The sequence below is a fragment of the Mycobacterium sp. ITM-2016-00317 genome (assembly GCF_002968295.1).
Lineage (GTDB): Bacteria > Actinomycetota > Actinomycetes > Mycobacteriales > Mycobacteriaceae > Mycobacterium.
The window spans coordinates 1,235,837-1,261,984 of sequence record NZ_CP134399.1; the positions used below are offsets into that span (position 1 = coordinate 1,235,837).

The 26,148-nt window shown below is 68.3% G+C and carries 25 protein-coding genes and 1 pseudogene; 22 read left to right on the top strand and 4 right to left on the bottom strand.

Annotation, left to right across the window (positions count from 1 at the left end; translation table 11 throughout):
• Window positions 1-11 precede the first annotated feature (11 nt).
• From eccCa to C6A87_RS05955, 11 genes and pseudogenes are all read left to right on the top strand, one after another.
• A pseudogene (gene eccCa / locus C6A87_RS05905) lies at window positions 12-3,499 on the top strand (type VII secretion protein EccCa).
• Window positions 3,481-3,789 carry a hypothetical protein gene (locus C6A87_RS05910; protein WP_311116403.1) on the top strand — a complete coding sequence of 103 codons (309 nt, stop codon included), beginning with the start codon at window positions 3,481-3,483 and terminating at the stop codon, window positions 3,787-3,789. Before eccCa ends, C6A87_RS05910 begins: the two are co-directional and overlap by 19 nt.
• Before the next feature lies 1 nt (window position 3,790).
• Window positions 3,791-4,612, top strand: coding sequence for a type VII secretion-associated protein (locus tag C6A87_RS05915; RefSeq protein WP_311116404.1), 822 nt, complete (start codon window positions 3,791-3,793; stop codon window positions 4,610-4,612).
• Window positions 4,613-4,692: 80 nt separating this feature from the next.
• Entirely contained in the window at window positions 4,693-5,025 is a 333-nt protein-coding gene (locus tag C6A87_RS05920) for a WXG100 family type VII secretion target (protein ID WP_311116405.1), read from the top strand.
• 10 nt (window positions 5,026-5,035) lie between these two features.
• Complete coding sequence (locus C6A87_RS05925) at window positions 5,036-5,332, top strand: WXG100 family type VII secretion target (protein ID WP_311116406.1); 297 nt, start codon at window positions 5,036-5,038, stop codon at window positions 5,330-5,332.
• A gap of 131 nt (window positions 5,333-5,463) precedes the next feature.
• Complete coding sequence (locus C6A87_RS05930; RefSeq protein ID WP_396837007.1) at window positions 5,464-6,762, top strand: GAF domain-containing protein; 1,299 nt, start codon at window positions 5,464-5,466, stop codon at window positions 6,760-6,762.
• A gap of 87 nt (window positions 6,763-6,849) precedes the next feature.
• Window positions 6,850-7,761, top strand: coding sequence for an alpha/beta hydrolase (locus C6A87_RS05935; RefSeq protein WP_311116408.1), 912 nt, complete (start codon window positions 6,850-6,852; stop codon window positions 7,759-7,761).
• Window positions 7,758-7,913: a hypothetical protein gene (locus C6A87_RS05940; RefSeq protein ID WP_311116409.1), complete on the top strand. Its 156-nt coding sequence runs from the start codon at window positions 7,758-7,760 to the stop codon at window positions 7,911-7,913. Before C6A87_RS05935 ends, C6A87_RS05940 begins: the two co-directional genes overlap by 4 nt.
• Window positions 7,914-7,959: 46 nt before the next feature.
• The gene (gene adh, locus C6A87_RS05945; RefSeq protein WP_311116410.1) at window positions 7,960-9,483 is read left to right on the top strand and encodes an aldehyde dehydrogenase; all 1,524 of its coding nucleotides are present in this window, start codon (window positions 7,960-7,962) and stop codon (window positions 9,481-9,483) included.
• An 87-nt stretch (window positions 9,484-9,570) separates the two neighbouring features.
• Complete coding sequence (glpK, locus tag C6A87_RS05950) at window positions 9,571-11,091, top strand: glycerol kinase GlpK (protein ID WP_311116411.1); 1,521 nt, start codon at window positions 9,571-9,573, stop codon at window positions 11,089-11,091.
• Window position 11,092: 1 nt separating this feature from the next.
• On the top strand, window positions 11,093-11,845 hold the full coding sequence (locus tag C6A87_RS05955; protein WP_311116412.1) for a 5'-methylthioadenosine/adenosylhomocysteine nucleosidase: 753 nt from the start codon (window positions 11,093-11,095) through the stop codon (window positions 11,843-11,845).
• A gap of 6 nt (window positions 11,846-11,851) precedes the next feature.
• Here C6A87_RS05955 and C6A87_RS05960 read toward each other — a convergent pair whose 3' ends face one another.
• The gene (locus tag C6A87_RS05960; protein ID WP_311116413.1) at window positions 11,852-12,250 is read right to left on the bottom strand and encodes a heme-binding protein; all 399 of its coding nucleotides are present in this window, start codon (window positions 12,248-12,250) and stop codon (window positions 11,852-11,854) included.
• 273 nt (window positions 12,251-12,523) lie between these two features.
• Here C6A87_RS05960 and C6A87_RS05965 point away from each other — a divergent pair, with 273 nt between their 5' ends.
• Both C6A87_RS05965 and C6A87_RS05970 read left to right on the top strand, forming a co-directional pair.
• A complete protein-coding gene (locus C6A87_RS05965) occupies window positions 12,524-13,234 on the top strand; it encodes an MIP/aquaporin family protein (protein WP_311116414.1) in 711 nt (236 codons plus the stop codon).
• Between the two features lie 31 nt (window positions 13,235-13,265).
• Window positions 13,266-13,844: a cob(I)yrinic acid a,c-diamide adenosyltransferase gene (locus tag C6A87_RS05970; protein ID WP_311116415.1), complete on the top strand. Its 579-nt coding sequence runs from the start codon at window positions 13,266-13,268 to the stop codon at window positions 13,842-13,844.
• A 3-nt stretch (window positions 13,845-13,847) separates the two neighbouring features.
• Here C6A87_RS05970 and cobA read toward each other — a convergent pair whose 3' ends face one another.
• The 3 genes from cobA to C6A87_RS05985 form a co-directional block, all read right to left on the bottom strand.
• Window positions 13,848-14,972, bottom strand: coding sequence for a uroporphyrinogen-III C-methyltransferase (gene cobA, locus C6A87_RS05975; RefSeq protein WP_311116416.1), 1,125 nt, complete (start codon window positions 14,970-14,972; stop codon window positions 13,848-13,850).
• Window positions 14,972-15,589 (bottom strand): response regulator transcription factor, encoded by a 618-nt coding sequence (locus C6A87_RS05980; RefSeq protein WP_311116417.1) that lies wholly within the window; start codon window positions 15,587-15,589, stop codon window positions 14,972-14,974. Before C6A87_RS05980 ends, cobA begins: the two co-directional genes overlap by 1 nt.
• 209 nt (window positions 15,590-15,798) lie before the next feature.
• Complete coding sequence (locus tag C6A87_RS05985) at window positions 15,799-16,572, bottom strand: (2Fe-2S)-binding protein (RefSeq protein WP_311116418.1); 774 nt, start codon at window positions 16,570-16,572, stop codon at window positions 15,799-15,801.
• 219 nt (window positions 16,573-16,791) lie between these two features.
• Here C6A87_RS05985 and C6A87_RS05990 point away from each other — a divergent pair, with 219 nt between their 5' ends.
• The 9 genes from C6A87_RS05990 (at window position 16,792) to rpsI (ending at window position 25,974) form a co-directional block, all read left to right on the top strand.
• Window positions 16,792-17,193, top strand: a complete 402-nt coding sequence (locus C6A87_RS05990; protein ID WP_396837008.1) for a diol dehydratase small subunit — start codon at window positions 16,792-16,794, stop codon at window positions 17,191-17,193.
• Window positions 17,194-17,202: 9 nt separating this feature from the next.
• Window positions 17,203-18,930 (top strand): propanediol/glycerol family dehydratase large subunit, encoded by a 1,728-nt coding sequence (locus C6A87_RS05995; protein WP_311116420.1) that lies wholly within the window; start codon window positions 17,203-17,205, stop codon window positions 18,928-18,930.
• Complete coding sequence (locus tag C6A87_RS06000) at window positions 18,927-19,520, top strand: propanediol/glycerol family dehydratase medium subunit (RefSeq protein WP_311116421.1); 594 nt, start codon at window positions 18,927-18,929, stop codon at window positions 19,518-19,520. Before C6A87_RS05995 ends, C6A87_RS06000 begins: the two co-directional genes overlap by 4 nt.
• Before the next feature lie 5 nt (window positions 19,521-19,525).
• Window positions 19,526-21,394: a diol dehydratase reactivase subunit alpha gene (locus tag C6A87_RS06005; RefSeq protein WP_311116422.1), complete on the top strand. Its 1,869-nt coding sequence runs from the start codon at window positions 19,526-19,528 to the stop codon at window positions 21,392-21,394.
• Entirely contained in the window at window positions 21,387-21,755 is a 369-nt protein-coding gene (locus tag C6A87_RS06010) for a glycerol dehydratase reactivase beta/small subunit family protein (RefSeq protein ID WP_311116423.1), read from the top strand. Before C6A87_RS06005 ends, C6A87_RS06010 begins: the two co-directional genes overlap by 8 nt.
• 63 nt (window positions 21,756-21,818) lie before the next feature.
• Window positions 21,819-22,832, top strand: a complete 1,014-nt coding sequence (gene adhP, locus C6A87_RS06015; protein ID WP_311116424.1) for an alcohol dehydrogenase AdhP — start codon at window positions 21,819-21,821, stop codon at window positions 22,830-22,832.
• A gap of 297 nt (window positions 22,833-23,129) precedes the next feature.
• Window positions 23,130-24,848: a hypothetical protein gene (locus C6A87_RS06020; RefSeq protein WP_311116425.1), complete on the top strand. Its 1,719-nt coding sequence runs from the start codon at window positions 23,130-23,132 to the stop codon at window positions 24,846-24,848.
• 176 nt (window positions 24,849-25,024) lie between these two features.
• Complete coding sequence (gene rplM, locus C6A87_RS06025) at window positions 25,025-25,468, top strand: 50S ribosomal protein L13 (protein WP_003929223.1); 444 nt, start codon at window positions 25,025-25,027, stop codon at window positions 25,466-25,468.
• A 95-nt stretch (window positions 25,469-25,563) separates the two neighbouring features.
• The gene (gene rpsI, locus C6A87_RS06030) at window positions 25,564-25,974 is read left to right on the top strand and encodes a 30S ribosomal protein S9 (RefSeq protein WP_311117828.1); all 411 of its coding nucleotides are present in this window, start codon (window positions 25,564-25,566) and stop codon (window positions 25,972-25,974) included.
• Window positions 25,975-26,148 lie beyond the last annotated feature (174 nt).

The following is a 26,148-nucleotide window of genomic DNA, read 5'->3' on the forward strand; positions in this document are numbered from 1 at the left end:
TCTACTCACACATGGACCCGGGCCGGATCGTAGTCGACAACCCGCCGGAACCACCGGCCCGGACGCCGGTCAATCCGCTGGCCCGGCTCATGCCGGTGGCGATGATCGTCGCGATGGCGGGCATGACCGTGCTGTATCTGACGTCGTCGGGATCGTCGCGCAATCCGATGTTCCTGTTCTTCCCGGTCATGATGATGGTGTCGCTGGTCGGCACCCTGGCCGCCACCGGCCGGGATCGGGGCGGCGACCTCGACGGCGGCCGGGCCGCCTACCTGCGCCACCTGGACACCGTCGACGCCGCGCTCCTGACGGCCGCCGACGAGCAGTGCCTGACCCAGCTCGAGCTGCACCCGGACCCGGCCGCGCTGTGGACGCTGGCGGGCAGCGCCCGGATGTGGGCCCGCACGGAGGACGATCCGCAGTTCGGGGTGGCCCGGATCGGCATGGGGGAGCAACCGGCGGCCGTCACGGTGGTGGCGCCTGCGCTGGGCTCCGACGAGGACGCCGATCCCGTCACCACCGGGGCGGTGCGCAGGCTGCTGCGCCACCACGCGGTCGTCGGCGGCCTGCCCGTCACGGTGCGACTGCCCGGCACCCGCCTGGTCACCATCACCGGTGATCCGGCGCAGATCCGCGATGTCGCGCGGGCGCTGGTGTGCCAACTCGCCACTCACCACCACCCGCGCCTGGTGACCATCGGGGCGGCCCGCCCGGACCCGCACTGGGAGTGGCTGAAATGGCTTCCGCACCAGACTGATCGGCGACCGGGCCGATGTCACCTGCTCCTCGTCGAGGGCGGCGGGCTCCCTGAGCCCGCCGACGGTGTGACCGTGGTGGAGATGCGTGCCGCGCCCGGGACCGAGGTCGAGGTGCACGCGGACGGCCGGCGGCTCACGGCCGAGTACGACAAGCTCGCGTACGCCGACGCGGTGGCGTGCGCGCGGCGGCTGGCCCGCCACCGCAAGGACGCTGCCGCGCGCCGCGCGCCCGGTACGCCGGACTGGCCGGCGCTGATGGGCATCGACGACCCGGAGGCGATCGATCCGGCGCAGCTGTGGTCCGGACGGACAGCGGCGGCCTGCTGCGGGTGCCGATCGGGGTGGCCGAGGACGGGAGCGTCGTCGAACTCGACATCAAGGAAGCGGCCGCCGGCGGTCTCGGACCGCACGGCCTGTGCGTCGGCGCAACAGGTTCGGGCAAGTCGGAGTTCCTGCGCACGCTGGCGCTGGGGATGGTCGCCGCCCATCCGCCCGAGGCGCTCAACCTCGTGCTCGTTGACTTCAAGGGCGGTGCGACGTTCCTCGGACTGGACGGGGTCGAGCACGTGTCGGCGGTGATCACCAACCTCGCCGACGAGGCGCCACTGGTGTCGCGGATGCGGGAGGCGCTGACGGGGGAGATCAACCGCAGGCAACAGATCCTGCGCGCGGCGGGCAACCTGGCCAACCTCGCCGAGTACCGGCGGGCCCGCGACCGGGACCCGGCGCTCGCCCCGCTGCCGGCACTGCTGATCATCGTCGACGAGTTCTCCGAACTGCTGACCCGCCATCCCGACTTCGCCGAGCTGTTCGTCGCGATCGGCCGCCTCGGCCGCTCGCTGGGCATGCATCTCCTGCTGGCCAGCCAGCGTCTCGACGAGGGGCGGCTGCGCGGCCTGGAGACCCATCTGTCCTACCGGATCTGCCTGAAGACGTTCTCGGCCGCCGAGTCCCGCGCCGTGCTCGGCGTCCCCGACGCCCACCACCTCCCCGCGCAACCGGGCGCGGCCTACCTGAGCACCGCATCCGGCACCCTGACCCGGTTCCAGACCGCGTTCGTCTCCGGCCGCTTCCCGGTGCGCGCACCGCACCGGCACGACGTCCCGGCGGTGCGCCCGTTCATGCTCACCGGCGGGGACGGGGGCCCGCCGCCGCAGACGTCGCGGCGCCCGCTGCTGGACGCCGTGCTGGACCGGCTGCGCGGTTCCGGCACTGCGGCGCACCGGGTTTGGCTGCCGCCGCTGGATCGGTCGCCGCGGCTGGCCGAGGTGCTGGCGGGAACGCAGGCAGGCCGGCTGCGGGTGCCGATCGGTGTGGTGGACCGCCCGTTCGAGCAGAGGCGCGATCCGCTGATCGTGGACGTGTCGGGTGCGGCGGGCAATGTCGCGGTGGTGGGCGCCCCCCGGTCGGGCAAGTCGACGACGTTGCGGACACTCATCGGCGCGCTGGCCGCCACCCACAGTTCGTCGGCGGTGCAGTTCTACTGTGTGGACCTCGGTGGCGGTGACCTCGCCGCGCTGCGCGACCTGCCGCACGTCGGGGCGGTGGCCGGGCGGGGCGACGCAGACCTGTGCCGGCGCATCGTCGCGCAGGTGGAATCGGTGCTGCGGTCCCGCGAGAAGTCCGGCGGCGCCGGCGACGACCCGTACGGTGAGGTGGTCCTGGTGATCGACGGTTGGGCCGCTCTGCGCCAGGACTTCGACGGACTGGAGAACACGGTCACCATGCTGGCCGCACAGGGACTGGCCTACGGCGTGCACGTGATGATCGCCGCGGCGCGATGGGCGGATCTGCGGCCAGCGCTGAAGGATCAGATCGGCACCCGAATCGAATTGCGGCTCGGCGACCCGACGGACTCCGAGATGGACCGCGGGCGCGCCAAGGAGCTCACCGATCGACCGCCAGGCCGCGGTATCACCGCGGACGGCCGTGAGATGGTCGTCGCGACACCGGATTCCGTCGCGGTGCAGCGGGACGGCCCCCCTGCCCCGCCGGTCGAATTGCTGCCGATGCGGGTGGACCGGGCCGCCATCGGTGTGGCCGGGCGGCGCCGCGGCGAGGTACTGCTGGGCCTCGGCGAACGTGACCTGGCCCCGGTGACCCTGGATTTCGCCGAGCACCCGCACCTGCTGGTGCTCGGCGACGGCGAATGCGGCAAGACCGCGATGCTGCGACTGCTGTGCACCGAGCTCGTCGCGGCCGCCGACGAACCGCATCTGGAGATCGTCGACTTCCGGCGCACGCTGCTCGGCGTCGTGGACAGCGGCCCCAGCACCGGGTACGCGGTGTCCGGGGTGGCGGTCGCGTCGCGGATGGCCGCGCTGACCGAGCGGCTCAACGCCAGGATGCCCGACGAGTTCGTCACCCAGCAGCAACTCCGGGACCGGTCCTGGTGGAGCGGGCCCGACATCTACGTCGTGGTGGACGACTACGACCTGGTGGCGGGTGCCACCGGGAACCCGCTCACCCCGCTGGCCGATTTCCTGCCGCACGCCAAGGATCTCGGGCTGCGGGTGATCCTGGCCCGGCGCTCGGGCGGCGCCGCGCGGGCGCTGTTCGATCCCGTGCCGGCGCGGATGCGCGACATGGGGTGCGTCGGCCTGATGATGAGCGCGGCACCCGACGAGGGCGTACTGCTGGGCACCGTGCGGCCAACCCCGCTGCCCCCGGGACGGGCCACGCTGATCATGCGGGGACGACCCGACGAGCTGGTGCAGACCGCGTGGGTGCAGCCGCCGTGACCCCGGTGCTGGTCGAGGTCGGACCGGCCACCGTGTCCGGTCCCGGAAATCCTGTCCTCGAACAGGTTTCGGCCGCGCTGGCCAGCATCGACGACCCGCTGGCACTGGTGGACGACCGACCGGTCGAGGTGTGCGCCCTCTGGCGCGACGTGCTGGCCGCCGCGGCCGGCGGGCACGCCGACATCCTGGTGCTCGTGGTGCCGACCTGGTGGCCGGCCTGGCCGGCTCGAAGTGGTCCGCGCCGCGGCCGAGGCCACGGCCACGGAAGTCGTCGTGCGGCAACGTGGTGACGTGCTGGCATCGATAAGCGCCGGCGTGGTGGTGGAGCTGTCGGCCGACTACGCGGTGGTGCTGGGCCCGGGCGACGCCTATGCCGTGGCGGCACGCGAAGACCGGGCGTTGGCGACGCATCTGCAGTCGGCGACGTCGGTGCTGATCGACACCCCGGCCGGCGTCGCACCGCTGTCGCCCGCGCTCACCTCCGAGCTCAGGAAGCTCACGATCCCCATCGCGTACAGCGATCGAGACCGCCTGCACGATGTTGCGCTGGGCGGCCTTCCCCGTCCCGCCCGCCGGTCACCGATGAGCCGGCGGGCCGGTGCGGTGCTGGCCGGAGTCGCGCTGACGCTCGCCGCGGCAGGCGGCGGGTGGGCGGCCCAGGCCGTTTCGGACCGGCCGCCGGTGGACGCGTCGAGGCTGCTGGTGGAAGGGAGGGTCGCCGTCTCGGTGCCGGCGTCTTGGACGGTCGAACGGGTCACCACCGGCCCGGGATCGGCGCGGGTGCGCGTCTCGGCGGTCGGCGGTCTGCCCGCCCTGCACATCACCCAGGCCGACGGGGGACCGGCCACCCTCGCAGATGTCACCGAATCGCTCTCGCGGGCAATCGGTTCCGAGGAGCCCGAGGTGTTCACCGATTTCGATCCCACGGGTGAGCGCGCCGGCCGGGCCGCCGCGACCTACGTGGAGCGGCGGACCGACAGCCAGACGCGGTGGAGCGTGCTGATCGACGGCACGCTGCGGATCGCGATCGGATGCCAGAGCGCGCCGGATCGTGCATCCACGGTCGGCGCCGTCTGCGACGAGGCGGTGCGATCGGCCCGCGCGGTGCGCTGAAACCCAAAACGGTGGAACCGAACTCGGGGCCGGCGCGTCCAATCTGTATATCGCTGTTCCAGGCTACGAGAGGACTGCACATGCCGACACCGTCAGGGGCCGCCGGGCCCGCGCTGACCACCGACTTCGACCTCATGCTGTCGGTGGCCGGCAAGACCGACGCGCGCAACGACGAGATCCGCGCGATGCTGCGCTCGTTCATCGGCGCGATGGGCAATGTCCCGCCGTCGGTGTGGGGCGGCATCGCCGCGACGCGGTTCCGCGACGTGGTCGAGCGGTGGAACGCCGAGTCGGTCAAGTTGAACGACGCACTCCAGCGCATCGCCGAGACGATCCGGGACAACGAGCGCATTCTCCGCGAAGTGGGCGACGGCCACTCACAGCGGATCGCCTCCGTCGCGGCGCAGCTGTAGGGGCCCGGCGATGACCAACACGCTGTCCTACAACTTCGGCGAGATCGAATACACCGTGCGCCAGGAGATCCACCGCACGTCGGCTCGGCTCAACAGCGCACTCGATGATCTGCGCGCCCAGATCGCCCCGCTGCAGGCGACCTGGACCCGGGAGTCCGCCGAGGCGTACCGCGTCGAGCAGTCCCGGTGGGAACAGTCGGCGGCAGCACTCAACGAGATCCTGATCAGCCTGGGCAATGCAGTGCGGGACGGGGCCGACGAAGTCGCCGACACCGACCGCAGGGCCGCCCACGCCTGGGGCGTCTGAGCGCCCCACGATGAGACTGTGCGGCCCCCGAGAGGAGGGGAGCCGATCGGGGGCCGCACTGTATTCCCGCCGCCGCAGCTGCTGAGTTAGGGTGGCAGTACGTGTGATGGCGAACACAAAGGAAGCGCCGGGTGGCAGCAGCTGAGACATCGGTCGGACGGGCATCGGTCGGACGGGCGCCGAAGCTACGTACTGTGCACGAGCTTTTCGTCGCGGGTGAGGTCGACGCGAACTATCTGAAATCCCATGCGGTGCGCCCGCTCGTCGCGCAGAGCTGGCAGCGCAGCCTGGCCGGCGGTGTCGATCCGTACCTCGACGGCGCGCGGGATGCCGTCACCACCATCGACAGACTGCGCGAAACCCATCCGCTGGCGCCGGCACTGCCGGTGATCCGGCGCCTGCTCGTCGACGACGCCGCCGACTCCGGGGTGGTCGTGGCGGTCAGCGCCGCCGACGGCACGCTGCTCTGGGTCGAGGGCGACCCGACCGCGCGCCGAAAGGCCGAGGCGATGAACTTCGTCCCCGGCGCCGACTGGAGCGAGCGCAGCGCAGGCACCAACGCGCCCGGCACCGCGCTGGCGCTGGATCGCGAGTTGCAGATCCACGGGTCCGAACACTTCTCCCGCATCGTGCAACCGTGGAGCTGCACCGCCGTGCCGGTGCACGACCCGGCCACCGGCGTATTGCTCGGCGCGATCGACCTGACCGGCGGCGACCAGGTCGCGACGGCACAGACGCTGGCTCTTGTGCGCGCCACCGCGGTGGCCGTCGAGAACCACCTGGCCCTGCTGCGGATCGCGGGCGTCGCCGCCGAACCGGCCGCGCGACGGCCACACCTGGTCGTGCTCGGCGGTGACCGGCCGCGCTGGGTCACCACCGACCGCAACGGCCACCTCCAGGCCACCTACCTGACTGGCCGGCACGCCGACATCCTGGTGCTGCTCAGCCGCCGGCCGGAGGGGCTGTCGGCCGACCACCTGGCGGTGCTGCTCGACGACAAGGACCTCGACGTTGTCACCGTCCGCGCCGAGATGTCGCGGCTGCGCAAGGTCATCGGCGCCGAGCACCTCGGGTCCCGGCCTTACCGGTTGTCGACGCCGGTCACCAGTGACATCGACGAGGTGTTCGACGCCCTCGACGCCGGCGACGTCGAATCCGCGCTCGCCCGCTACGCCGGCCCGCTGCTGATCCAGTCGGTGTCGCCGGCGATCGCGCGCCTGCGCACCCAGCTGTCGACCACGCTGCGCGACGCGGTGCTCGCCGAGGGCAGACAGGGCGGCACGGATCTGTTGCGGCGCTGGCTGGAGTTGCCCGATGGACGCGACGACCGCGAAGGCTGGCAGGCACTGCGGGACAGCGCAGGGCTGACGCCGGTGGCCCGGGCCCGGGCGCGTGGGCATCTCGCCGGGTTGGATTACGAGCTCGGCTGAGAACCCGAGCAAGGCCGGGAACCCGCAGGTCATCAACCCTGCAAAAGCGAGTTGTCCGACTCCGCAACGGGACTCGATGATGGGGACATGGACTTTCAGAGCTACGCCGCGTTCGTGCCCGGCGCCTACGCCTCGGTGCTGACCCCGCCGGCCAGCACCTGGTGGCAGTGGCGGGGCCGCACCGTGCACATCGCGCGGGCCCGAGCGGCGTCGGCGGACGTCCGCGGCATGGTCGTTCACGGCGGCGGCGGTTACAGCGGAGCGCTGTGGCCCGCCGCCGCGGTCGCGGCCGGGGACGGAATCGAGATGTTCGCCCCGGATCTGCCTCTCTACGGCGACACCGTCGAACCCGATCCGGCCGGCGTGCGCTACGGCGACTGGGTCGACCTGCTGTGTGACCTCGTCACCGCCGAACGTGCCGCCGATCCCCGCCCGTTGATCCTGTTCGGCGCCAGCATGGGCGGCATGCTGGCCTACGAGGTGGCCGCCCGCACCGGACAGGTCGCCGCGGTGGTGGCGACGTGTCTTCTCGATCTGGCCGACCCTGCCGCCCGATCCGCGGCCACCCGGTTCGCGTGGCTGGGCCGTCCCGCACCCGCTCTGCTGCGTGCCGCCGAACCTGTCCTCGGCCGAGTCCGGCTGCCGATCCGCTGGCTGGCCGACATGGCGGCGATGAGCACCGACCCGCAGCTGTCGCGCCTGTGCGCGTCCGACCCCCGCGGCGGCGGAGCCCGCGTCCCGCTCGGATTCCTCTCGAGCTGGATGAACTATCACCACACCGCGCCGGAGTCTTTCGGTGCCGCGCCCGTCACGCTGGTGGCTCCCGCAGCCGACACCTGGACCCCACCGGTGCTGAGTATCCGTTTCCTGCAACGTATTTCAGGACCCATAGAACTGGTCACGTTGGAGAACTGCGGTCACTTCCCGATCGAGGAGCCGGGACTTACCCAGCTGCGCGACGCGTTCACCCGGGTGGTGGAGCGAGCCGCCCGACCGTGAGCATCGCTGCGGCGCCCTCACGCGAGAACACCTGGGCACCCGCCTCCACCAGCGTGTTCACCGTCTCGCAGCTGCGCTGCTCGCGGGGTGTGCGGGCGGTTCTCGTCGATGACGGCAGGCTGCCGAACGATGCAACCGTGGTGCAACGGTGACGCGCGTAGCGTGAGTGACGCACACCACACGAGCAGGAGGCTCCCCATGACTGTGTACGCCCGCCCCGGGGCTGACGGCTCCCTCATGTCGTTCAAGTCCCGCTACGACAACTTCATCGGTGGCCAATGGGTGCCGCCGACCGCCGGCCGCTACTTCGAGAACCGGACACCGGTCACCGGGCAGACGTTCTGCGAGGTCGCCCGGTCTGATGAGAGCGATATCGAGAAGGCCCTCGACGCCGCGCACGCCGCCGCCCCGGCCTGGGGTAAGACCTCGGCCGCCGAGCGTGCCGTGGTCCTGAACAAGATCGCCGACCGTATCGAGGAGAACCTCGAGTCGCTCGCGCTGGCCGAGTCCTGGGACAACGGCAAGCCGATCCGCGAGACGCTCAACGCGGACCTCCCGTTGGCCGTGGACCACTTCCGCTACTTCGCGGGATGCATCCGCGCGCAGGAGGGCTCGCTGTCGGAGGTGGACGACGACACCGTCGCCTACCACTTCCACGAGCCGCTCGGCGTGGTGGGCCAGATCATCCCGTGGAACTTCCCGATCCTGATGGCGGTCTGGAAGCTGGCGCCGGCGCTGGCCGCGGGGAACGCGATCGTGCTCAAGCCGGCAGAGCAGACCCCGGCCTCGATCCTGTACCTGTTCGAGATCATCGGTGATCTGCTGCCTGCCGGCGTGGTCAACGTCGTCAACGGCTTCGGTGTCGAGGCGGGCAAGCCGCTGGCCTCGAGCAACCGGATCGCCAAGATCGCGTTCACCGGTGAGACCACCACGGGACGGCTGATCATGCAGTACGCGTCGCAGAACCTGATTCCGGTGACACTGGAGCTCGGCGGCAAGAGCCCGAACATCTTCTTCAACGATGTGCTCGCCGCCAACGACAGCTACCAGGACAAGGCGCTGGAGGGCTTCACGATGTTCGCCCTCAACCAGGGCGAGGTGTGTACCTGCCCGTCCCGGTCGCTGATCCAGGCCGACATCTACGACGACTTCCTTGCACTCGCGGCGATCCGCACCAAGGCCGTGCGCCAAGGTGATCCGCTGGACACTGAGACGATGATCGGCGCCCAAGCCTCCAACGACCAGCTGGAGAAGGTCCTGTCCTACATCGAGATCGGCAAGAGCGAGGGCGCCCAGGTGCTCACCGGCGGCGAGCGCGCCGAGCTCGGCGGCGATCTCAGCGGCGGGTACTACGTCGCGCCGACGATCTTCACCGGCAGCAACAAGATGCGGGTGTTCCAGGAGGAGATCTTCGGTCCGGTGGTGACCGTGACGTCGTTCGCCGACTACGACGAGGCCATCTCGATCGCCAACGACACGCTCTACGGCCTGGGTGCTGGAGTGTGGAGCCGCGACGGCAACACTGCCTACCGCGCCGGCCGGGACATCAAGGCGGGCCGGGTATGGACGAACTGCTATCACCAGTACCCGGCGCACGCGGCGTTCGGTGGTTACAAGCAGTCCGGTATCGGCCGGGAGAACCACAAGATGATGCTCGACCACTACCAGCAGACCAAGAACCTGCTGGTGAGCTACAGCAACAACGCCCAAGGCTTCTTCTGATCGAGTTCGTGGTGGCCCGGGTGTCGATCACCCGGGCCGCTGCGGCTTGGTTCCCTACGGGTACAGTCCTTTTGGACGCTAGGAGCGATGTTGCCCGAGTTCGTCGCCGCCGTTGACCAGGGCACCACAAGCACCCGTGCCATGATCTTCGATCATGCCGGGGCCGAGGTGGGCCGCTCCCAGCTGGAGCATGAGCAGATCATGCCCCGGACCGGGTGGGTGGAGCACAACCCGGTGGAGATCTGGGAACGCACCGGTTCGGTGCTGGCCACCGCGCTGAACCGGACGAACCTGACGACCACCGACCTCGTGGGGTTGGGCATCACCAATCAGCGCGAGACGACGCTGGTGTGGAACCGGCGCACCGGGCGGCCCTACTACAACGCGATCGTCTGGCAGGACACTCGTACCGACCGGATCGCGAGTGCACTGGACCGCGACGGTCGAGGGGATGTCATCCGGGAGAAGGCGGGACTGCCGCCGGCCACCTACTTCTCGGGCGGCAAGATCCAATGGATTCTGGAGAACGTCGACGGTGTCCGAGAAGCCGCGGAGAACGGCGATGCGCTCTTCGGGACCACCGACAGTTGGGTGGTCTGGAACCTGACCGGCGGGCACCGCGGCGGGGTGCACGTCACCGACGTGACCAACGCCAGCCGCACCATGCTGATGAATCTGGAGACCCTGGACTGGGACGACGAACTGTTGTCCTTCTTCGGGATTCCTCGGCAGATGCTGCCACAGATCCGGCCCTCCTCGTCCCCGGAACCCTATGGGGTGACCGTGCCCACCGGACCCATGGACGGCGAGGTCTCGGTGACCGGCATCCTCGGTGACCAGCAGGCGGCGATGGTCGGGCAGGTGTGCCTGAACGCCGGCGAAGCCAAGAACACCTACGGCACAGGCAATTTCCTGCTGCTCAATACCGGTGAGAAGATCGTGCGGTCGCAGAACGGCCTACTGACCACGGTCTGCTACCAGTTCGGGGATGCCAAACCCGTGTACGCGCTGGAGGGTTCGATCGCGGTGACCGGGTCGGCGGTGCAGTGGCTGCGCGACCAGCTCGGCATCATCAGTGGCGCGGCCCAGAGTGAGTCATTGGCCCGGCAGGTGGACGACAACGGCGGGGTGTACTTCGTGCCGGCATTCTCGGGGCTGTTCGCGCCGTACTGGCGGTCGGATGCCCGGGGCGCGATCGTCGGGTTGTCCCGGTTCAACACCAACGCGCACGTGGCGCGCGCGACGTTGGAGGCGATCTGCTACCAGAGCCGTGATGTCGTCGACGCGATGGAAGCCGATTCCGGTGTGCACCTTGAGGTCCTGAAAGTCGACGGTGGCATCACGGCCAACGATCTGTGCATGCAGATCCAGGCCGACGTGCTGGGCGTCGACGTGGTCAAACCGGTCGTCGCCGAGACCACCGCGCTGGGCGCGGCCTACGCCGCCGGGCTCGCGGTGAATTTCTGGGACGGACCCGATGACCTGCGGGCCAACTGGCAGGAGGGCAGTCGCTGGAACCCGGCGTGGTCTGAGCAGCAACGCAACGACGGGTACGCAGGCTGGCAGAAGGCGGTATCCCGCACGCTGGACTGGGTCGACGTCTCTTGACATGACGGTTGGACTCATTTGCGCGATTGCGCAGGAACTGGCCTACCTGCGTGGGTGTTTGGACGATGTGCGCAGCACCGACGTCGCCCACGTGAGTTTCCATGAGGGCACGCTCGACGGACACCGAGTGGTGCTGGTCGGCACCGGCATGGGCAAGGTCAACGCGGCGCTGGTGACCACCTTGCTCCTGGACCGTTTCGGATGCCGGGTCGCGGTGTTCTCCGGGGTCGCAGGCGGCCTGGATCCGGCATTGGCGATCGGTGACGTCGTGATCGCTCACCAAGTGGTGCAGTGGGATGCCGGGGTGATCGAGAACGAGCGCCTGACGGTGTACCAACCGGGGTTCGTCCCGAACATCAATCCGACCGACCGACTGGGCTATCCGGCCGATGGGCCACTTCTTGCCCGCGTCGCACGACGACTCGACGGCGTGCGGTTACCTGTGCTGTCCCGTGCAGAGGGCGGGCAGGACCGGCCGCCGACGATCAACTACGCCACCGTGTTGACCGGTGACTCGTATCTGCACTGCGAGGTCACCCGCGACCGGTTGCACCGTGAGCTGGGTGGCGCCGCGATCGAGATGGAAGGCGGCGCCGTGGCTCAGACCTGCGAAGCATTCGGGGTGCCGTGGCTGGTGATTCGGGCGCTGTCCGACCTTGCGGGCCGCGATGCACAACTTGACTTCGCAGCGTTCGTCGACGGGGTCGCCGTGATCTCCGCGAGAATCGTACGGTCGATTCTCGATGTCGTCTGACGTACGTCAGAACGCGGCTCTGCCCGCCTCGGCTACCGACACATCCTGCTCCACGCTGCCGGCGCTGACACCGATGGCGCCGACGACCACGTCGTCAACCGTGAGCAGCACCCCGCCGCCGAACACCACCAAGCCGCCGGAGGTCTGCTCCAATCCGAAGAGTTCGGCGCCGGGCTGAACCAGGTCCATCAGCGCACTGGTGGGGAGATTCATCAGAATCGAGGTGCGGGCCTTGCGAATCGAGATGTCGATGCTGGCCTTGATCGCGCCGTCCATGCGGGCAAATGCCACCAGATGACCGCCGTCGTCGACGACCGCGATGTTCATCGGCTGGCCGATGTCCTCGGCCTTGGCGATAGCGGCGTCGATCACCGGCTGTGCCTTGGACAGGGGCATGGATGTCATCGACAAACCTTTCGAGAATTTTCGTCACGCACACGTTGTCGCTACGAGACTAGCCCGGGCAGCGTTGGGACGCCGACGTTTTGGCTGACCTGTGATCGTATCGCGGGAAACCCTATCCAAAAGCTCAGTCATTTGTTCAGTAAGTGGTTGGTACATCGAGAAAGGTCCGTTGAACCGACACGGCGAGGCGCAGAATTCCGCACAGAACGATGCCGCCACGGCCGGGGAATCCTGGGGCACCTCGCGTCGAGCGGTCTTTCGAAAGGACCTGGCTTGTCGAATATCGACATCTTCATGTGGGAGTTCATCGGTACGGCAATCCTCTGCCTGATCGGTAACGGTGCGGTCGCTGCCGTAACGCTGAAGAACTCGTACTCCCATGGTGGAGGTGGGGATTGGGTGATCATCGTGCTCGGCTGGGGCTTCGCGGTCTTCACCGGTGCCAGCATCGCCAACCCTTCGGGTGGCCACATCAATCCCGCGGTGACGTTGGCGGTGGCCATCGACGGGGGCGTCCCGTGGTCGAGCGTGCCGATCTACTTCGCCGGACAGTTGGTCGGCGGCATCGTCGGGGCGACTCTGTGCTGGGCGGCGTTCAAACTGCAGTTCGACAAGATGGAGGACAACAGCGGCACCCGCGGGATCTTCTGCACCGCACCCGCGATTCGGAACATTCCGTGGAACATGGCCACCGAGGTGATCGGCACTTTCGTCTTGATTCTCGCGATCCTGTTGGCCCCGGACCTCAACGGCACGCTGGGATACGCGGCCGTGAGCTTCGTCGTCATCGCCATCGGCTTCGGCCTCGGTGGGCCCACCGGCTACGCCATCAACCCGGCGCGCGATCTCGGCCCCCGGATCGCATACGCGCTGCTGCCCATTCGGGGCAAGGCCCACGCAGACTGGTCGTACTCCTGGGTGCCGGTGCTGGCTCCGCTGATCGGTGCCGCGCTCGCGGCTGGACTGGCGGTGACGCTGGTATGAAACTGTTTGCGAGATACTGGAATAGGAACTCATGGCTGTTCATCTGACACGGATCTATACCCGTACCGGCGATGCGGGTACCACCGCATTGGGGGACATGTCGCGGGTCGCCAAGTCCGATGTGCGAGTCGGGGCCTACGCCGATTGCGACGAGACCAACGCGCTACTCGGAGTTGCGCTGGCTTGCGGTGGGCTCAGTCAACAGGTCGCCTCGGTGATCGGGGTGATTCAGAACGATCTGTTCGATGTGGGGGCCGACCTGTGCACCCCGATCGTGGCCGAGCCCGAGTACGAGCCGTTGCGGGTCACTGAAGAGCAAGTGACGCAGCTGGAATCGTGGTGCGATGAGTTCAACGCCGATCTGCCGAAGCTGTCGAGTTTCATCCTGCCGGGCGGCACGGCGGCTGCTGCCTCTCTGCATCACGCCCGCACCGTGGCGCGACGCGCAGAGCGCAGTGCGTGGTTCCTGGCCGAGCAGGCGACGGTGAACGACCGTGCGTTGCGCTATCTCAACAGGCTTTCGGATCTGCTGTTCATCCTGGCGCGATACGAGAACCCCGACGGGGACGTGCTGTGGCGGCCGGGCGGCGATCGGACGGCCGGATCCTGAACCCTATTGTCCGGTCGTCATCCCGGCGGCGACGGGTAGCGCGGTGCAGCCGGGAAGGAAACCGGCCACCGCACCGATCACCGTGGTGGCCGGCGGGCCGATGCCGGCGCTGCGGGCCACGGTCGCGATCGAACTCAGCGGAGCCCGCAGCACCCGTTGACTGGACAGGGTGCCGTCGGCAATGACCGCCGCCGGGGTGTCGCCGGACATTCCCGCATCCAGCAGCGACGCGGCGATGGCTTCGAGGTTGGCGACCGCCATCATCAGGATGATCGTCGTATTGGCTCGGGCCAGGGCCCGGTAGTTCACGGAGGACTCAGGGTGTCCCGGGGGGACATGGCCGGAGACGACCGTGAATCCCTGCGTCAGACCTCGATGGGTGACGGGGATGAGCGCTGTGGCCGGCGCGGCGATCGATGAACTCACTCCCGGGATCACGTTCACACTGACACCCGCACTGAGGCAGTGGTCGACCTCTTCGCCGCCGCGACCGAACACGAATCCGTCGCCGCCCTTGAGTCGGACCACCGTTCTGCCCGCCAGTGCGTGCGCGACCATGAGGTCGTTGATCGTCGACTGCTCGGTGCGGCGGCCGCCCGGAATCTTGGACACGTCGATGATGTCCGCGTGTGGTGCCAGTTCGGCCAGTGCCGACACCGGCGCCAACCGGTCGGTGATCACCACGTCCGCCCGGGTTATCGCGTCGCGACCCGCCAGCGTGAGTAGACCGGGGTCGCCGGGGCCACCTCCCACCAGAATGACCCGCCCGGTCTCACCATCGCGGGTCGGCAGCGGATGCACCGACCGGTCCCGCAGGTCGTTGCGGACACAGAACACTCCGCGCGCGGTGGCCTCGTCGGCGATTGCGGAGTCTTGGTCTGGATCGCCCGTGCAAGCGAAAACCAACGCTGCAGAGCCGATGTCGGCAGAGGTGAACGTTCTGCGGCGCAATGTCAACAAGCCGCGCGCGGCCAGGTCCGCTACGTACGGGGACGGATCGAGTGATACTGCGGTGACGACCGCGCCGGAGCGGATCAGGTCGGCAATGGTCGTCATCGCGCGCGTGGACGAGCCCACTACGGTCACCGGCCTGCCCTGTACAGGTAGGTCGACAGCCATGGTGGGCATCAACGCTCGCCGCTGACGTGACCGCGCAGCACTGCCGAGACCAATGCCGAACGCTTGCGCACCCCGAACTTGTCCATGATGTTGTGCAGGTGGAACTTCACCGTCGCTTCGGAGACGAAGAGGTCCCGAGCGATGGTGCGGTTGTCCAGTCCGTCGGTGAGCAGCGTGAGAACTTCACGCTCCCGACGGGTGAGACCGGCAAGGCAGGCAGAATCGCGCTCGCGTCGCTGCGCGCGGAGTTCGGTGATGAGCGCGTTGGCGCTGTGCGGGTCCAGCGCGGACTGACCGGAGGCCACCCGCGCAATGGTGGTCTGTAAGTCGGAGGACGACGAGCGACGGTCGACCAGGGCGTCGGCGCCGGCGCGGATGAATCGCAACGCCTTGGCCCCGTCGGCGGCGCTGTCGGCGACGATCACCACCTTGGGGCGCGGTGTGAGTTGGTCCAGCAACTCGGCCAGCGGAGGTGCGTCGTCGGCACAGATCAGCAGCAGCTCCGGCCGGAGCGCCCGAAGGCCGTCGACCAGTGAACTGTCGTGCCGGACATCCCCGACGAAGTCGCACTGGTCGATACCCGACAGCAGGTGCAGCAGTCCGTGCCGGAGCAGGTCGTCGCTCATCACGGTGACGGTACGAAGTCGTCGTCCTGCGCCGGGATGGGTTGGGCCGGAGGCGATGTGATGTGAGGGGGCGAACTCCGGCCTACGCCGTCCGGGGAGGCTCGTGGCGTACTCGGCTCGTGAACGATTCATCATCGACTCCGTCCTGCCAGTTGGCGGGCCGAACGTTAGTGCGCGGCGCGTTGCAGCAGGGTTGCATCGTGACGAGATCAGCGCGCAGGCGCCCGTTGGGAGGTGTCCGGTTGCGGCAGCACGCAATCACCGCAGAAGCCCGATCGAGGTGCCTGATAGAACAGGCAGCAGCTGCGGCGGATGAACGTGCCGGTGTCGAACGTCCCGGTGTCGTGTAGCGGTGCGGTTTCCAGCAGTGCCCGCACCAGGGCCCGTCCTGCGCGCTCGCGGTCGGGTCGAGCCGACGACAGGACCGTGACCGCTCCGTTGGCGGCGGAGGAGACGTTGCCCCAACTGATTTTCGGCGACAGGGAAACCGCCGTGGAGAGAATCTCGTTGAGCGGGTCGAAGAGTTCGTACAGTGCTGAATCCGCTATGGCGCAGGCCGCGTCAGCTGGGCCCGCCACGGTGACGAATTCGATCTCGTCGGCGGCGAACAGCACTGAATGACCGACGGGGCGCCAACGAATCGATGTCCTGTTCACTACCGGTAGGGCCGAATGGCAGATCGCGGCGCCGATCAGCGGGGAAAGTATGCGTGCCGCGATACCGAGTTGAAATGACGAGGCTGCCAGCCGGACAGAAACCTCGTCCCGGTCGCATGTCATCGCCGTGGCGATCGCCTGCCTGCTGCGGTCCACCAGATCCCGGACCGTCGTCTGCTCGAGCAGCGACGACAGCGGGTGCCAGACCGGACCACCGGGCGCGGATACGTCCGGCAGCGCGAAGTACTCGCCGAGTCGGGCGGTCTGCGCAAGAAGCGCGGCGGCGTCCGGGGGCGGGTCCGGCGGCGAGCTGAAAGACGTGCACATGGTCATGCCACGGTAGCCACCACGGAGCCCCTCCAAGGAAAGCCCAGTACTTTCCTGGCCGAACGGTCAGGTCCCGAGCGTCCGCCCTCCGCGACGCCTCGGTGCAACCCCGCTGCAACGTGACGCCAGCCACAATCGAAGGCACGCGATCCTCCGGGTCACGTAATCATCACTCACCACTGGGAGCTGTGCATGACGCGACCGAACCTCGATCCCGCGGTGGACTATCCGCTCAGCGTTCACCGCAGGGATCTGCTGTTCACACCGACCGGAAAGTCCATCGACGATCTCACCATGGAAGCAGTGGTCGCCGGTGACGTCGAGGCCGCCGATCTCCGCATCTCTCCGGACACGCTGCGGTTGCAGGCCGAGGTTTCGGAAAAGGTCGGCAGAAAGCAATTGGGTGCCAATCTGCGCCGGGCCGCCGAAATGACCGCCATCTCTGACGAGCGGGTTCTGGCGATCTACAACGCACTTCGGCCGAACGCGTCGAGCAAAGCCGAACTCGAGTCGATCGCCGATGAATTGGAGTCCCAGTACAACGCGACTCTGCTCGCGGAACTGGTTCGTGAGGCGGCTGACGTGTACCAGCGCCGCGACATTCTGGCGTCGAGCGAATAGGAGACGATGATGACAGCAACAGCAATCCCACAGAGCGAAGGCGCACACGGCGACGGGGTGCGGCATTCCCTGCGGACGCTGGTCCTGGAAGGCCGCCCGGTCAATCTCGACGGCTTCGTCGAGGAGTGGCCCGAGGTGGGCATGGTCGCCATGGACAGCCCGTTCGATCCCGAACCGAGTGTCCGGGTGGAGAACGGCGTGATCGTGGAGATGGACGGCACCGAACGGGCCGACTTCGACTTCATCGACCAGTTCATCGCCGACAAGGCCATCGACGTAGAGACCTCCGAGGCTTCGATGGCGTTGCCGGCAGCCGAAATCGCCCGCATGCTGGTCGATCCGAGGGTGACCCGTAAGGAGGTCATCGCCGTCACGAGTGGCCTTACCCCCGCCAAGCTGCTCGCGGTCGCCAAGACGCTGAACATCGTCGAGATCATGATGGGCATGCAGAAGATGCGGGCCCGTCGCACGCCCGCCAATCAGGGGCACTGCACCAGTGCTCGGGACAATCCGGTGCAGGTGGTGTGCGATGCCGCGGAAGCATCGCTGCGCGGATTCTCGGAGGTCGAGACGACCCTGGGTGTCGTGCGGTACGCGCCGCTGGTCGCGATGGCCCAGCAGATCGGTAGTCAGGTGGGTACGGGTGGCCCGCTCACCCAGTGCGCACTCGAAGAGGCGACCGAACTCGATCTCGGCATGCGGGGGATCACCGGGTACGCGGAGACCATTTCGGTCTACGGCACCGAGCCGGTCTTCGTGGACGGCGACGACACCCCATGGTCGAAGGCGTTCCTCGCTGCGGCCTACGCATCGCGGGGCATCAAGATGAGGTTCACCTCGGGAACCGGATCCGAAGTGCAGATGGGCAACGCCCAGGGTAAATCCATGCTGTATCTGGAGATTCGGTGCATCCTGATCGCCAAGGGGGCCGGGGTGCAGGGCCTGCAGAACGGCTCGATCTCATGTATCGGCGTGCCGGGCGCGGTTCCCGCCGGGATCCGGGCGGTGGCCGCCGAGAACCTCATCGCCTCGGCGGTGGACCTGGAGTGCGCGTCGGGCAATGACCAGTCGTTCTCGCACTCACCCATGCGCAGGACGGCGCGGCTGATGCCCCAGATGATGCCGGGCACAGACCTGGTGTGCTCGGGTTACTCCACGATGCCCAACTACGACGACATGTTCGCGGGCTCGAATCTGGACAGCGACGACTACGACGACTTCAACACCATTCAGCGTGACCTGCAGATCGACGGCGGATTGCGTCATGTGAAGGAGTCCGAGATCCTCGCGGTGCGCACCCGCGCAGCCAAGGCGTTGCAGGCGGTGTTCGCGTACCTGGACCTGCCACCGATCACCGATGCGGAAGTCGATACCGCGGTGTACGCCGACGGCAGCCGTGACCTGCTTCCGCGGGATGTGCTGGAAGATCTCAAGGGTGCCCAGCAGATGATGGACCGCAATATCACGGGTCTGGATCTCGTGAAAGCGCTTGATGCCACCGGATTCTCCGATGTCGCCGAGAATCTGCTGGCCGTGCTGCGGCAACGCGTGTCCGGAGATCTGCTGCAGACATCGGCGATCCTGACCCGGGACCTGGAGGTGTTGTCGGCCGTCAACGACGCCAACGACTACCAGGGTCCGGACACCGGGTATCGCCCGTCGGGCGCACGTTGGGAAGAAATGAAGCGACTGCGCCATGTGACGAGCGCGTCGAATCCCGAGGCGGAGGTGGAATGACCGTGTCAACCGAACCCGCTGATGGGAAGCGGACGATCACGTTCACCGAGATCGGTCCCGCCGGTCGCGGCACGCGATCCGATGAGGTGGTGATCGCGATATCGCCGACGTTCGCGGCCCTGTTCAGCCAGACGATCGTCGGGCTGCCGCATGCGGAGGTGATGCGCCAGATCCTCGCCGGCATCGAAGAGCAAGAAATCAGCGCCCGAATCATCCGGCTTCAGCACAGCGCCGATCTCGCGCTGATGGCGCACACGGCGGCGAAGCTGTCGGGCTCAGGGATCGGGATCGGGATTCTGGCCCGCGGCACGTCGATGATCCACCAGCGTGACCTTCCTCGGCTCTCGAGTCTGGAGTTGTTCCCGCAGAGTCCGCTCTTGACGTTGGAGACGTACCGCAATATCGGCTCGAACGCGGCGCAGTACGCCAAAGGGGAATCCCCTGAACCGGTTCCGACCCTCAACGACCAGATGGCCCGCCCTCGTTGGCAGGCGAAGGCGGCGTTGCTGCACCTCAAGGAGACCGAGATGATCCGAAAGGGCGCACCGACTGTCGAGGTGAGACCGGACTTCTCCACGGCAGCGGTCTGAGACAGGTGTTTCGGACGATCGTCGGGGTCGATATCGGCAACTCGACCACGGAGGCCAGTCTCGCGACAATCGGCGGGACCGGTTCGGTGGAGTACATCGGGGCGGCTTTGACACGCACGACGGGTGTCAAAGGCACGGTCAAGAACGTCGACGGCGTGGCAAAGGCCGTGACACGCGCGCTGCACAGTGCAGGAATCCCGTTGGCCGAGCTGGACCTGATACTGCTCAACGAGGCGACCCCGGTAATCAGTGGACTGGCGATGGAGACCATCACCGAAACCATCATCACCGAGTCCACGATGATCGGTCACGATCCACGGACCCCCGGCGGTCGGGGACTCGGAGTCGGCACCATTGTCGGCTTCGAGTCGCTGGCCGAGACGGCGCCGGGGGAGCCTGTGATCGTCCTGGTGCCCCAAGGCGTCGACTTCGATGTCACTGCGCAGCAGATCAACGCCGCTGTCGGCCGCGGCGTCGAGATCACGGGTGCCATCTTGGGCAATGACGACGCCGTGCTGGTGGCCAACCGGCTCGATGCCAGAATCCCGATCATCGACGAGGTCTCGCGGATCGACCTGGTGCCGGTCGGGATGACGGCCGCCGTCGAGGTGGCAGGTCCAGGGCAATCCATCCGTACCTTGTCGAACGCCTACGGCCTCGCGACCATCTTCGATCTCGATTCCGACCAGACCAAGGTGGTCTCACCGGTTGCGCGGGCGCTGACCGGTAACCGGTCGGCCGTCGTCGTGCGGACCCCGTCCGGTGATGTCGAGGACCGCACCATTCCGGCCGGTTCACTGGATCTGATAGGGGAGAAGAAGAAGGCGACGGTGGACGTGTCCCGTGGCGCCGCCGAGATCATGGCCGAGGTGCAGCGGGTCAGCCCGCTCGTCGACGTCATGGGCGAGGCGGGCACCAACACCGGCGGCATGATCGCCAACGTCCGTCAGAGCATGGCCGACCTGTCCGGGCATGCGCTTGCCGATGTTCGCATTCAGGATCTCTTGGCCATCGACACCCTTGTGCCGCAAGAGGTTCGAGGCGGTATGGCCGGTGAGGTCGCGTTGGAGAACGCAGTCGCGCTGGCGGCGATGGTCCGTACCAAGGAGAGCGGGATGCAGTCCGTCGCGGACGCGGTGGCGGCACACCTGCGCGCCTCCGGCGCCGAGCGCGTCGAGGTGATCGTCGGCGGTGTCGAGGCGGAGATGGCGGTCTTGGGAGCGCTCACCACCCCAGGGACCGACAAGCCGCTGGTGGTGCTCGACCTCGGTGGCGGCTCAACCGATGCCGCGGTGATAGCGGCCGACGAACGCATCGATGCCACTCACCTGGCAGGCGCCGGCGACCTCGTCACCAAACTGATCGATGCCGAGCTGGGACTGGACAACCTGGAGCTTGCCGAGGAGATCAAGCGAAACCCGCTGGCCAGGGCCGAGAGCTTCTTTCACGTCCGGCTGGAGAACGGCACCGTGCAGTTCTTCGAGACGCCGCTTCCGTCAACTGCTTTCGCACGTGTGGTGACGCTGGGCGAGACCGGAATCAATCCGATACCCACCCGGCATTCCCTCGATCGGATCCGGGCCGTCCGTCGTACGGCCAAGGAACGGGTGTTCGTGGTGAACGCGCTACGTGCCCTGCGCGCCGTCGCGCCGGCCGGAGATCTCCGGCAAGTCGGATTCGTCGTGCTGCTTGGCGGCTGCGCGCTCGATTTCGAGATCCCGGAACTGATCGCTGACGCGGTGGCTCAATACGGAATCGTCTGCGGCACCGGCAATGTTCGCGGGACCGAGGGGCCACGTAATGCGGTGGCATCCGGCCTGGTCGCCTCGTATGCCGCCAAGTCTCGCACCGGGGACCCAGCCATCCATGCATGAGGGAGGACAACCGGACAAACCGGCAATCCTGGTGTTCAGCGCGCATGCCTCCGCCATCGAGACCGAGGTCCTTGCCGGGATCGAGGAGGAGGGCGTGCCGTTCGTGGTGGAGCGTCCGGATGCCGCTGACGGAGCCGTCGTTCTCGCCGGCCTGGCTGCTGCCCGCTCGTCGCTGAGTGTCGGCGTCGGAATCGACGACAGTGGCCGGGTGTGCGTCCAGCACCAGAAGCTGGCGGACCCGCAGGCCGGACTTCACACGCCATCTACGGCAAGCCCCGTTGCGGCGCGGTCGCTCGGTCACAACGCCGCGCGCATGGTGGTCGGGATACCGCTGCGGATGCGCGGCTTGGGGTATGAGTGAGGACCAAAGGCTCTTCGGTGAACGTCTCAACCGGCGTCTGATGAAGGCATGACCCAAAACAGGATGCGAGCGGCAGTCGTCACCGAATTCGGCACGCCGCTGTCGATCGAAGAGCGTGATGTCCCTGAGCCCGGCTTCGGCGAGGCTCTGGTGAAGTTGGTGACCTCAGGGGTCTGCCACACCGATTTGCATGCCGCACACGGGGATTGGCCGGTCAAGCCGACTCCACCGTTCATTCCCGGCCATGAGGGGTTCGGCACCGTGGTGGCCGTCGGTGCGGGAGTCGAGGATCTCCAGGTCGGGGACATGGTGGGTAACGCGTGGCTGTGGTCGGCGTGCGGGCGCTGCGAGTACTGCCGCACCGGCTGGGAGACGCTGTGCCAGAGCCAACGCAACGGCGGCTACAGCGTCGACGGCAGCTTCGGCAGCTACATGCTCGTCGACGCCGACTACGCCGCACGCATCCCCGACGGCGTGGACCCGGTCGAGGTCGCGCCGATCCTGTGCGCCGGAGTCACCGTCTACAAGGGTCTGAAGGTCACCGAGGCCCGGCCCGGTCAGTGGGTGGCGATCTCGGGGATCGGCGGACTCGGCCACGTCGCCGTCCAATACGCCAGCGCGATGGGCCTGCGCGTCGTCGCGGTCGACGTCGACGACGCGAAACTCGATCTGGCCACCAGGCTGGGCGCCGAGGTCACGGTCAACGCACGGACCGCCGATGTGGTGGCCGAGGTGCAGCAGGCGACGGGCGGGGTGCACGGCGTGCTGGTGACCGCGGTCCATCCGACCGCCTTCGGGCAGGCGATCGGCCTGGCCAGGCGCGGAGGCACCATCGTATTCGTGGGTCTGCCGCCGGGCGACTTTCCGGCGTCCATCTTCGACATCGTGCTCAAGGGCCTGACGATCCGCGGCTCCATCGTGGGCACCCGGCAGGACATGGTCGAGGCGCTCGACTTCTTCGCGCGCGGGCTGATCCACCCCACGGTCCACACCGCCGGGCTCCAGGACATCAACGACGTGTTCGACCGGATGGAGCGCGGCCAGATTGACGGCCGGGTGGTCATCGATTACCGCTGACACACCGATTGTTGGCTTCCGCCATCGTTAAAATTTGCCCACTGCATGGCGCGATCTGCCATAGTCCGTAGTTAATTGCTTACGCAAGTAACTACGTCGAAGGGTGCCCGCTCCGTGTCCAGCTGCCGGAAAACCTCCTTGTCCGAGCCGTATTCGTCGAGCTCGACGGTCCGTGCTGCGTTACTGGCCGGCGTCGGCGGGGCGGCGCTCGTCAGTCTGGGATTGGCGCTTGCCGGTCCCGCGTCTGCGGACGAGAAAAGTTTGCTAGAGGTCTCGCTCGTTTCGGTTGATGCACCATTGGCGCCGGTCGGCGAACAACCGTGGTGGTGGCTGGAAAACGCCGAACGCGACTCGAACACCAGCGCGCTGAGCGCCGCGACCGCCCCGGTCCGGCCGATGATCGGGACCGGTGGGTGGCTGATCGGCCACGGCCTGGACGCCGCCGCGGACTGCACCGGCGCGGACTGCAACGGCGGCAACGGCGGACTGCTGTTCGGCAACGGCGGCAGCGGCGCCAACGGCGGGGCCGGCGGCCGTGCGTTCCTGATCGGTGACGGCGGTCGCGGCGGCGACGCAGGCGCGGTCGGAGTGGCCGGCGGCCACGGAGGGCGCGGCGGACTCCTGGGCGGCAACGGCGGTGACGGCGGTGACGGTGGCCTCGGCGCCCGCGGCGGAAACGGTGGCGACGCAGGACTGCTGGCGCTGTTCGGGCAGGGCGGAAACGGCGGCAACGGCGGCGACGGCTACACCGGAGCCACCGGGGCAGACGGTACTGACGGCGCCCGAGGGGACAACGGTGCCGACGGCGAGCATGGTGCCGATGGCACGCACGGTGTCGACGGCGCGCGCGGCGCCGATGGAACTGCCGGGGTGAACGAGACCGAAGGCGTGCCGGGTGCCGACGGTGCGTCCGGAGTGGCGACCGGTGAGGCCGGCGGCGCGGGTGGCGACGGCAATCCCGGTGGTAACGGCGGCAACGGAGGGCCCGGATACGGCGGATCACTCGCGGGGATAGATATTCCGCCGCCCGGTGACGGCGGCCGCGGCGGTGACGGTGTCGGCTATGGCGCGTCCGGCGGCAACGGCGGCAACGGCGGGGACTCGCTGGGGATCGCGTTCGGTCTCATCGGGGGAATCGGCGGCTCCGGCGGCAACGGCGGCAACGGGGCCGCCGGCGCCCCGGGTGGCAACGGCGGTGACGGCGAAAATGGTACGAACGGCGCGGACGGCGGCAACGGCGGCAACGGCCAGGCCGGCGGCAACGGCGTGGACGGCGGCAAGGGGGCGACCGGGGGCACCGGGATCGCCGGTGGCAACGGCGGCAGCGGCGGCTCCGGCGGGCTGTTCGGGAAGGGCGGCAAGGCCGGCAACGGCGGGACCGGCGGGACCGGCGGAACGGGTGGAACCGGCGGCGCGGGCGGGGCAGGCGGCAACGGCGGCAATGCCGGCGACGGTGGGAATGGCGGTAACGGGGGCCGCGGCGGCGACGCCGGCAACGGTGGCGACGGCGCAGCCGGTGGTGACGGTGGCGCCGGGGGCAACGGCGGCAGAGGCGGCACCCAGAACACCGGCCTGCCGGGCCAGCCCGGTCCCGGCGGTGCCGGCGGCATCGGGGGCGAGGGCGGCTCCGGTGGCGACGCGGGCACAGCCGGCGAGGGCGGTCTCGGCGGTGAGGGTGGCCAGGGCGGTTTCGGCGGTGAGGCCGGCCTCGGCGGGCGCGGTGGCGAGGGTGGCGACGGCGGTGCCGGCGGTCAGGGCGGTCAGGCCGGCCGAGCAGGCTCGGGCGGACTGTTCGGATCGCGAGGCGGCAGCGGAACCGACGGCGCGGCCGGTGCGAGCGGACAATCGGGTGCCAGGGGAGCGGACGGCCAGGACGGACAACGGGGTTCCGACGGCGTGTCGGGTGCCAACGGCTCCGACGGGGCGTCCGGCAGCGCGGGCACCGGCGGCAACCAGGGCGCCCGGGGCAACGACGGCGCCGCGGGTAACGGCGGGACGTCGGGCAGCGGCGGCTGAGCGCGTTTTGACCTGCGCCGATAGCGGCAGGTAAGCTGCGTCGTTGGCGTGCGCCGGCCCTCGGGTCGTCGGTCGCCTCGGGTCCCCGCCGGTCGCCGAGGTTATGTCGATGCGCACGCCTGACCGGCACCCCGGGTCGATCCCGGGATCCACCCGAGAAAGAGAAGGTAAGCGCTGTGCCTACATACACGCCGAAGGCGGGTGACACCACGCGTTCGTGGTACGTCATCGACGCCACCGACGTGGTGCTCGGCCGGCTCGCCGTCGAAGCAGCCAAGCTGCTCCGCGGCAAGCACAAGCCGACATTCACGCCCAATGTCGACGGCGGTGACTTCGTCATCGTCATCAACGCCGACAAGATCGCCGTCAGCGGCGACAAGCTCACCAAGAAGTTCGCTTACCGCCACTCGGGTTATCCGGGCGGTCTGCGTAAGCGCTCCATCGGTGAGCTGCTGCAGAAGCACCCGACCCGTGTCGTCGAGAACGCCATCACCGGGATGCTGCCGCACAACAAGCTCGGCCGTCAGATCCAGAAGAAGCTGAAGGTCTACGCCGGACCGGACCATCCGCACGCCGCCCAGCAGCCGGCCGTGTTCGAGATCAAGCAGGTGGCTCAGTGACATCCGAATTCGAGACCGAGACCGAATACACCGAGACCGCCGAGGTCGTCGAGACCGGTGAGGGCGACTACAGCGTCGAGGTCGACGCCGACGCGGTGTACCGCGAGCCCGTGCTGATCGACCGCCCGATCCAGACCGTCGGCCGCCGCAAGGAGGCCGTGGTCCGCGTTCGCCTGGTCCCCGGCACCGGACAGTTCAACCTCGACGGCCGCACCCTGGAGAACTACTTCCCCAACAAGGTGCACCAGCAGCTCATCAAGGCGCCGCTGGTGACCGTCGACCGCGTGGAGCAGTTCGACATCTACGCCCACCTCGACGGCGGTGGCCCGTCCGGACAGGCCGGTGCGCTGCGTCTGGCGATCGCCCGTGCACTGATCCTGGTGCAGCCCGAGGACCGTCCGGCGCTGAAGAAGGCCGGCTTCCTCACGCGTGACCCGCGTGCCATCGAGCGCAAGAAGTACGGACTCAAGAAGGCCCGCAAGGCGCCTCAGTACAGCAAGCGCTGATCGATCCACGTCCTGGCGCCCGGTCTGCTCGCATCGCGAGCGGCCGGGCGTCAGTCGTTTCCGGAGATTCTCGGCCCTCGCCCGGAATTGTGGCGTGACACACAGTGGAGTTTCAGGAAATGGTTACGCCCCCGCTGCGGTGGGGCGAAGGCGAAATAGTTAATTAGGCACAAA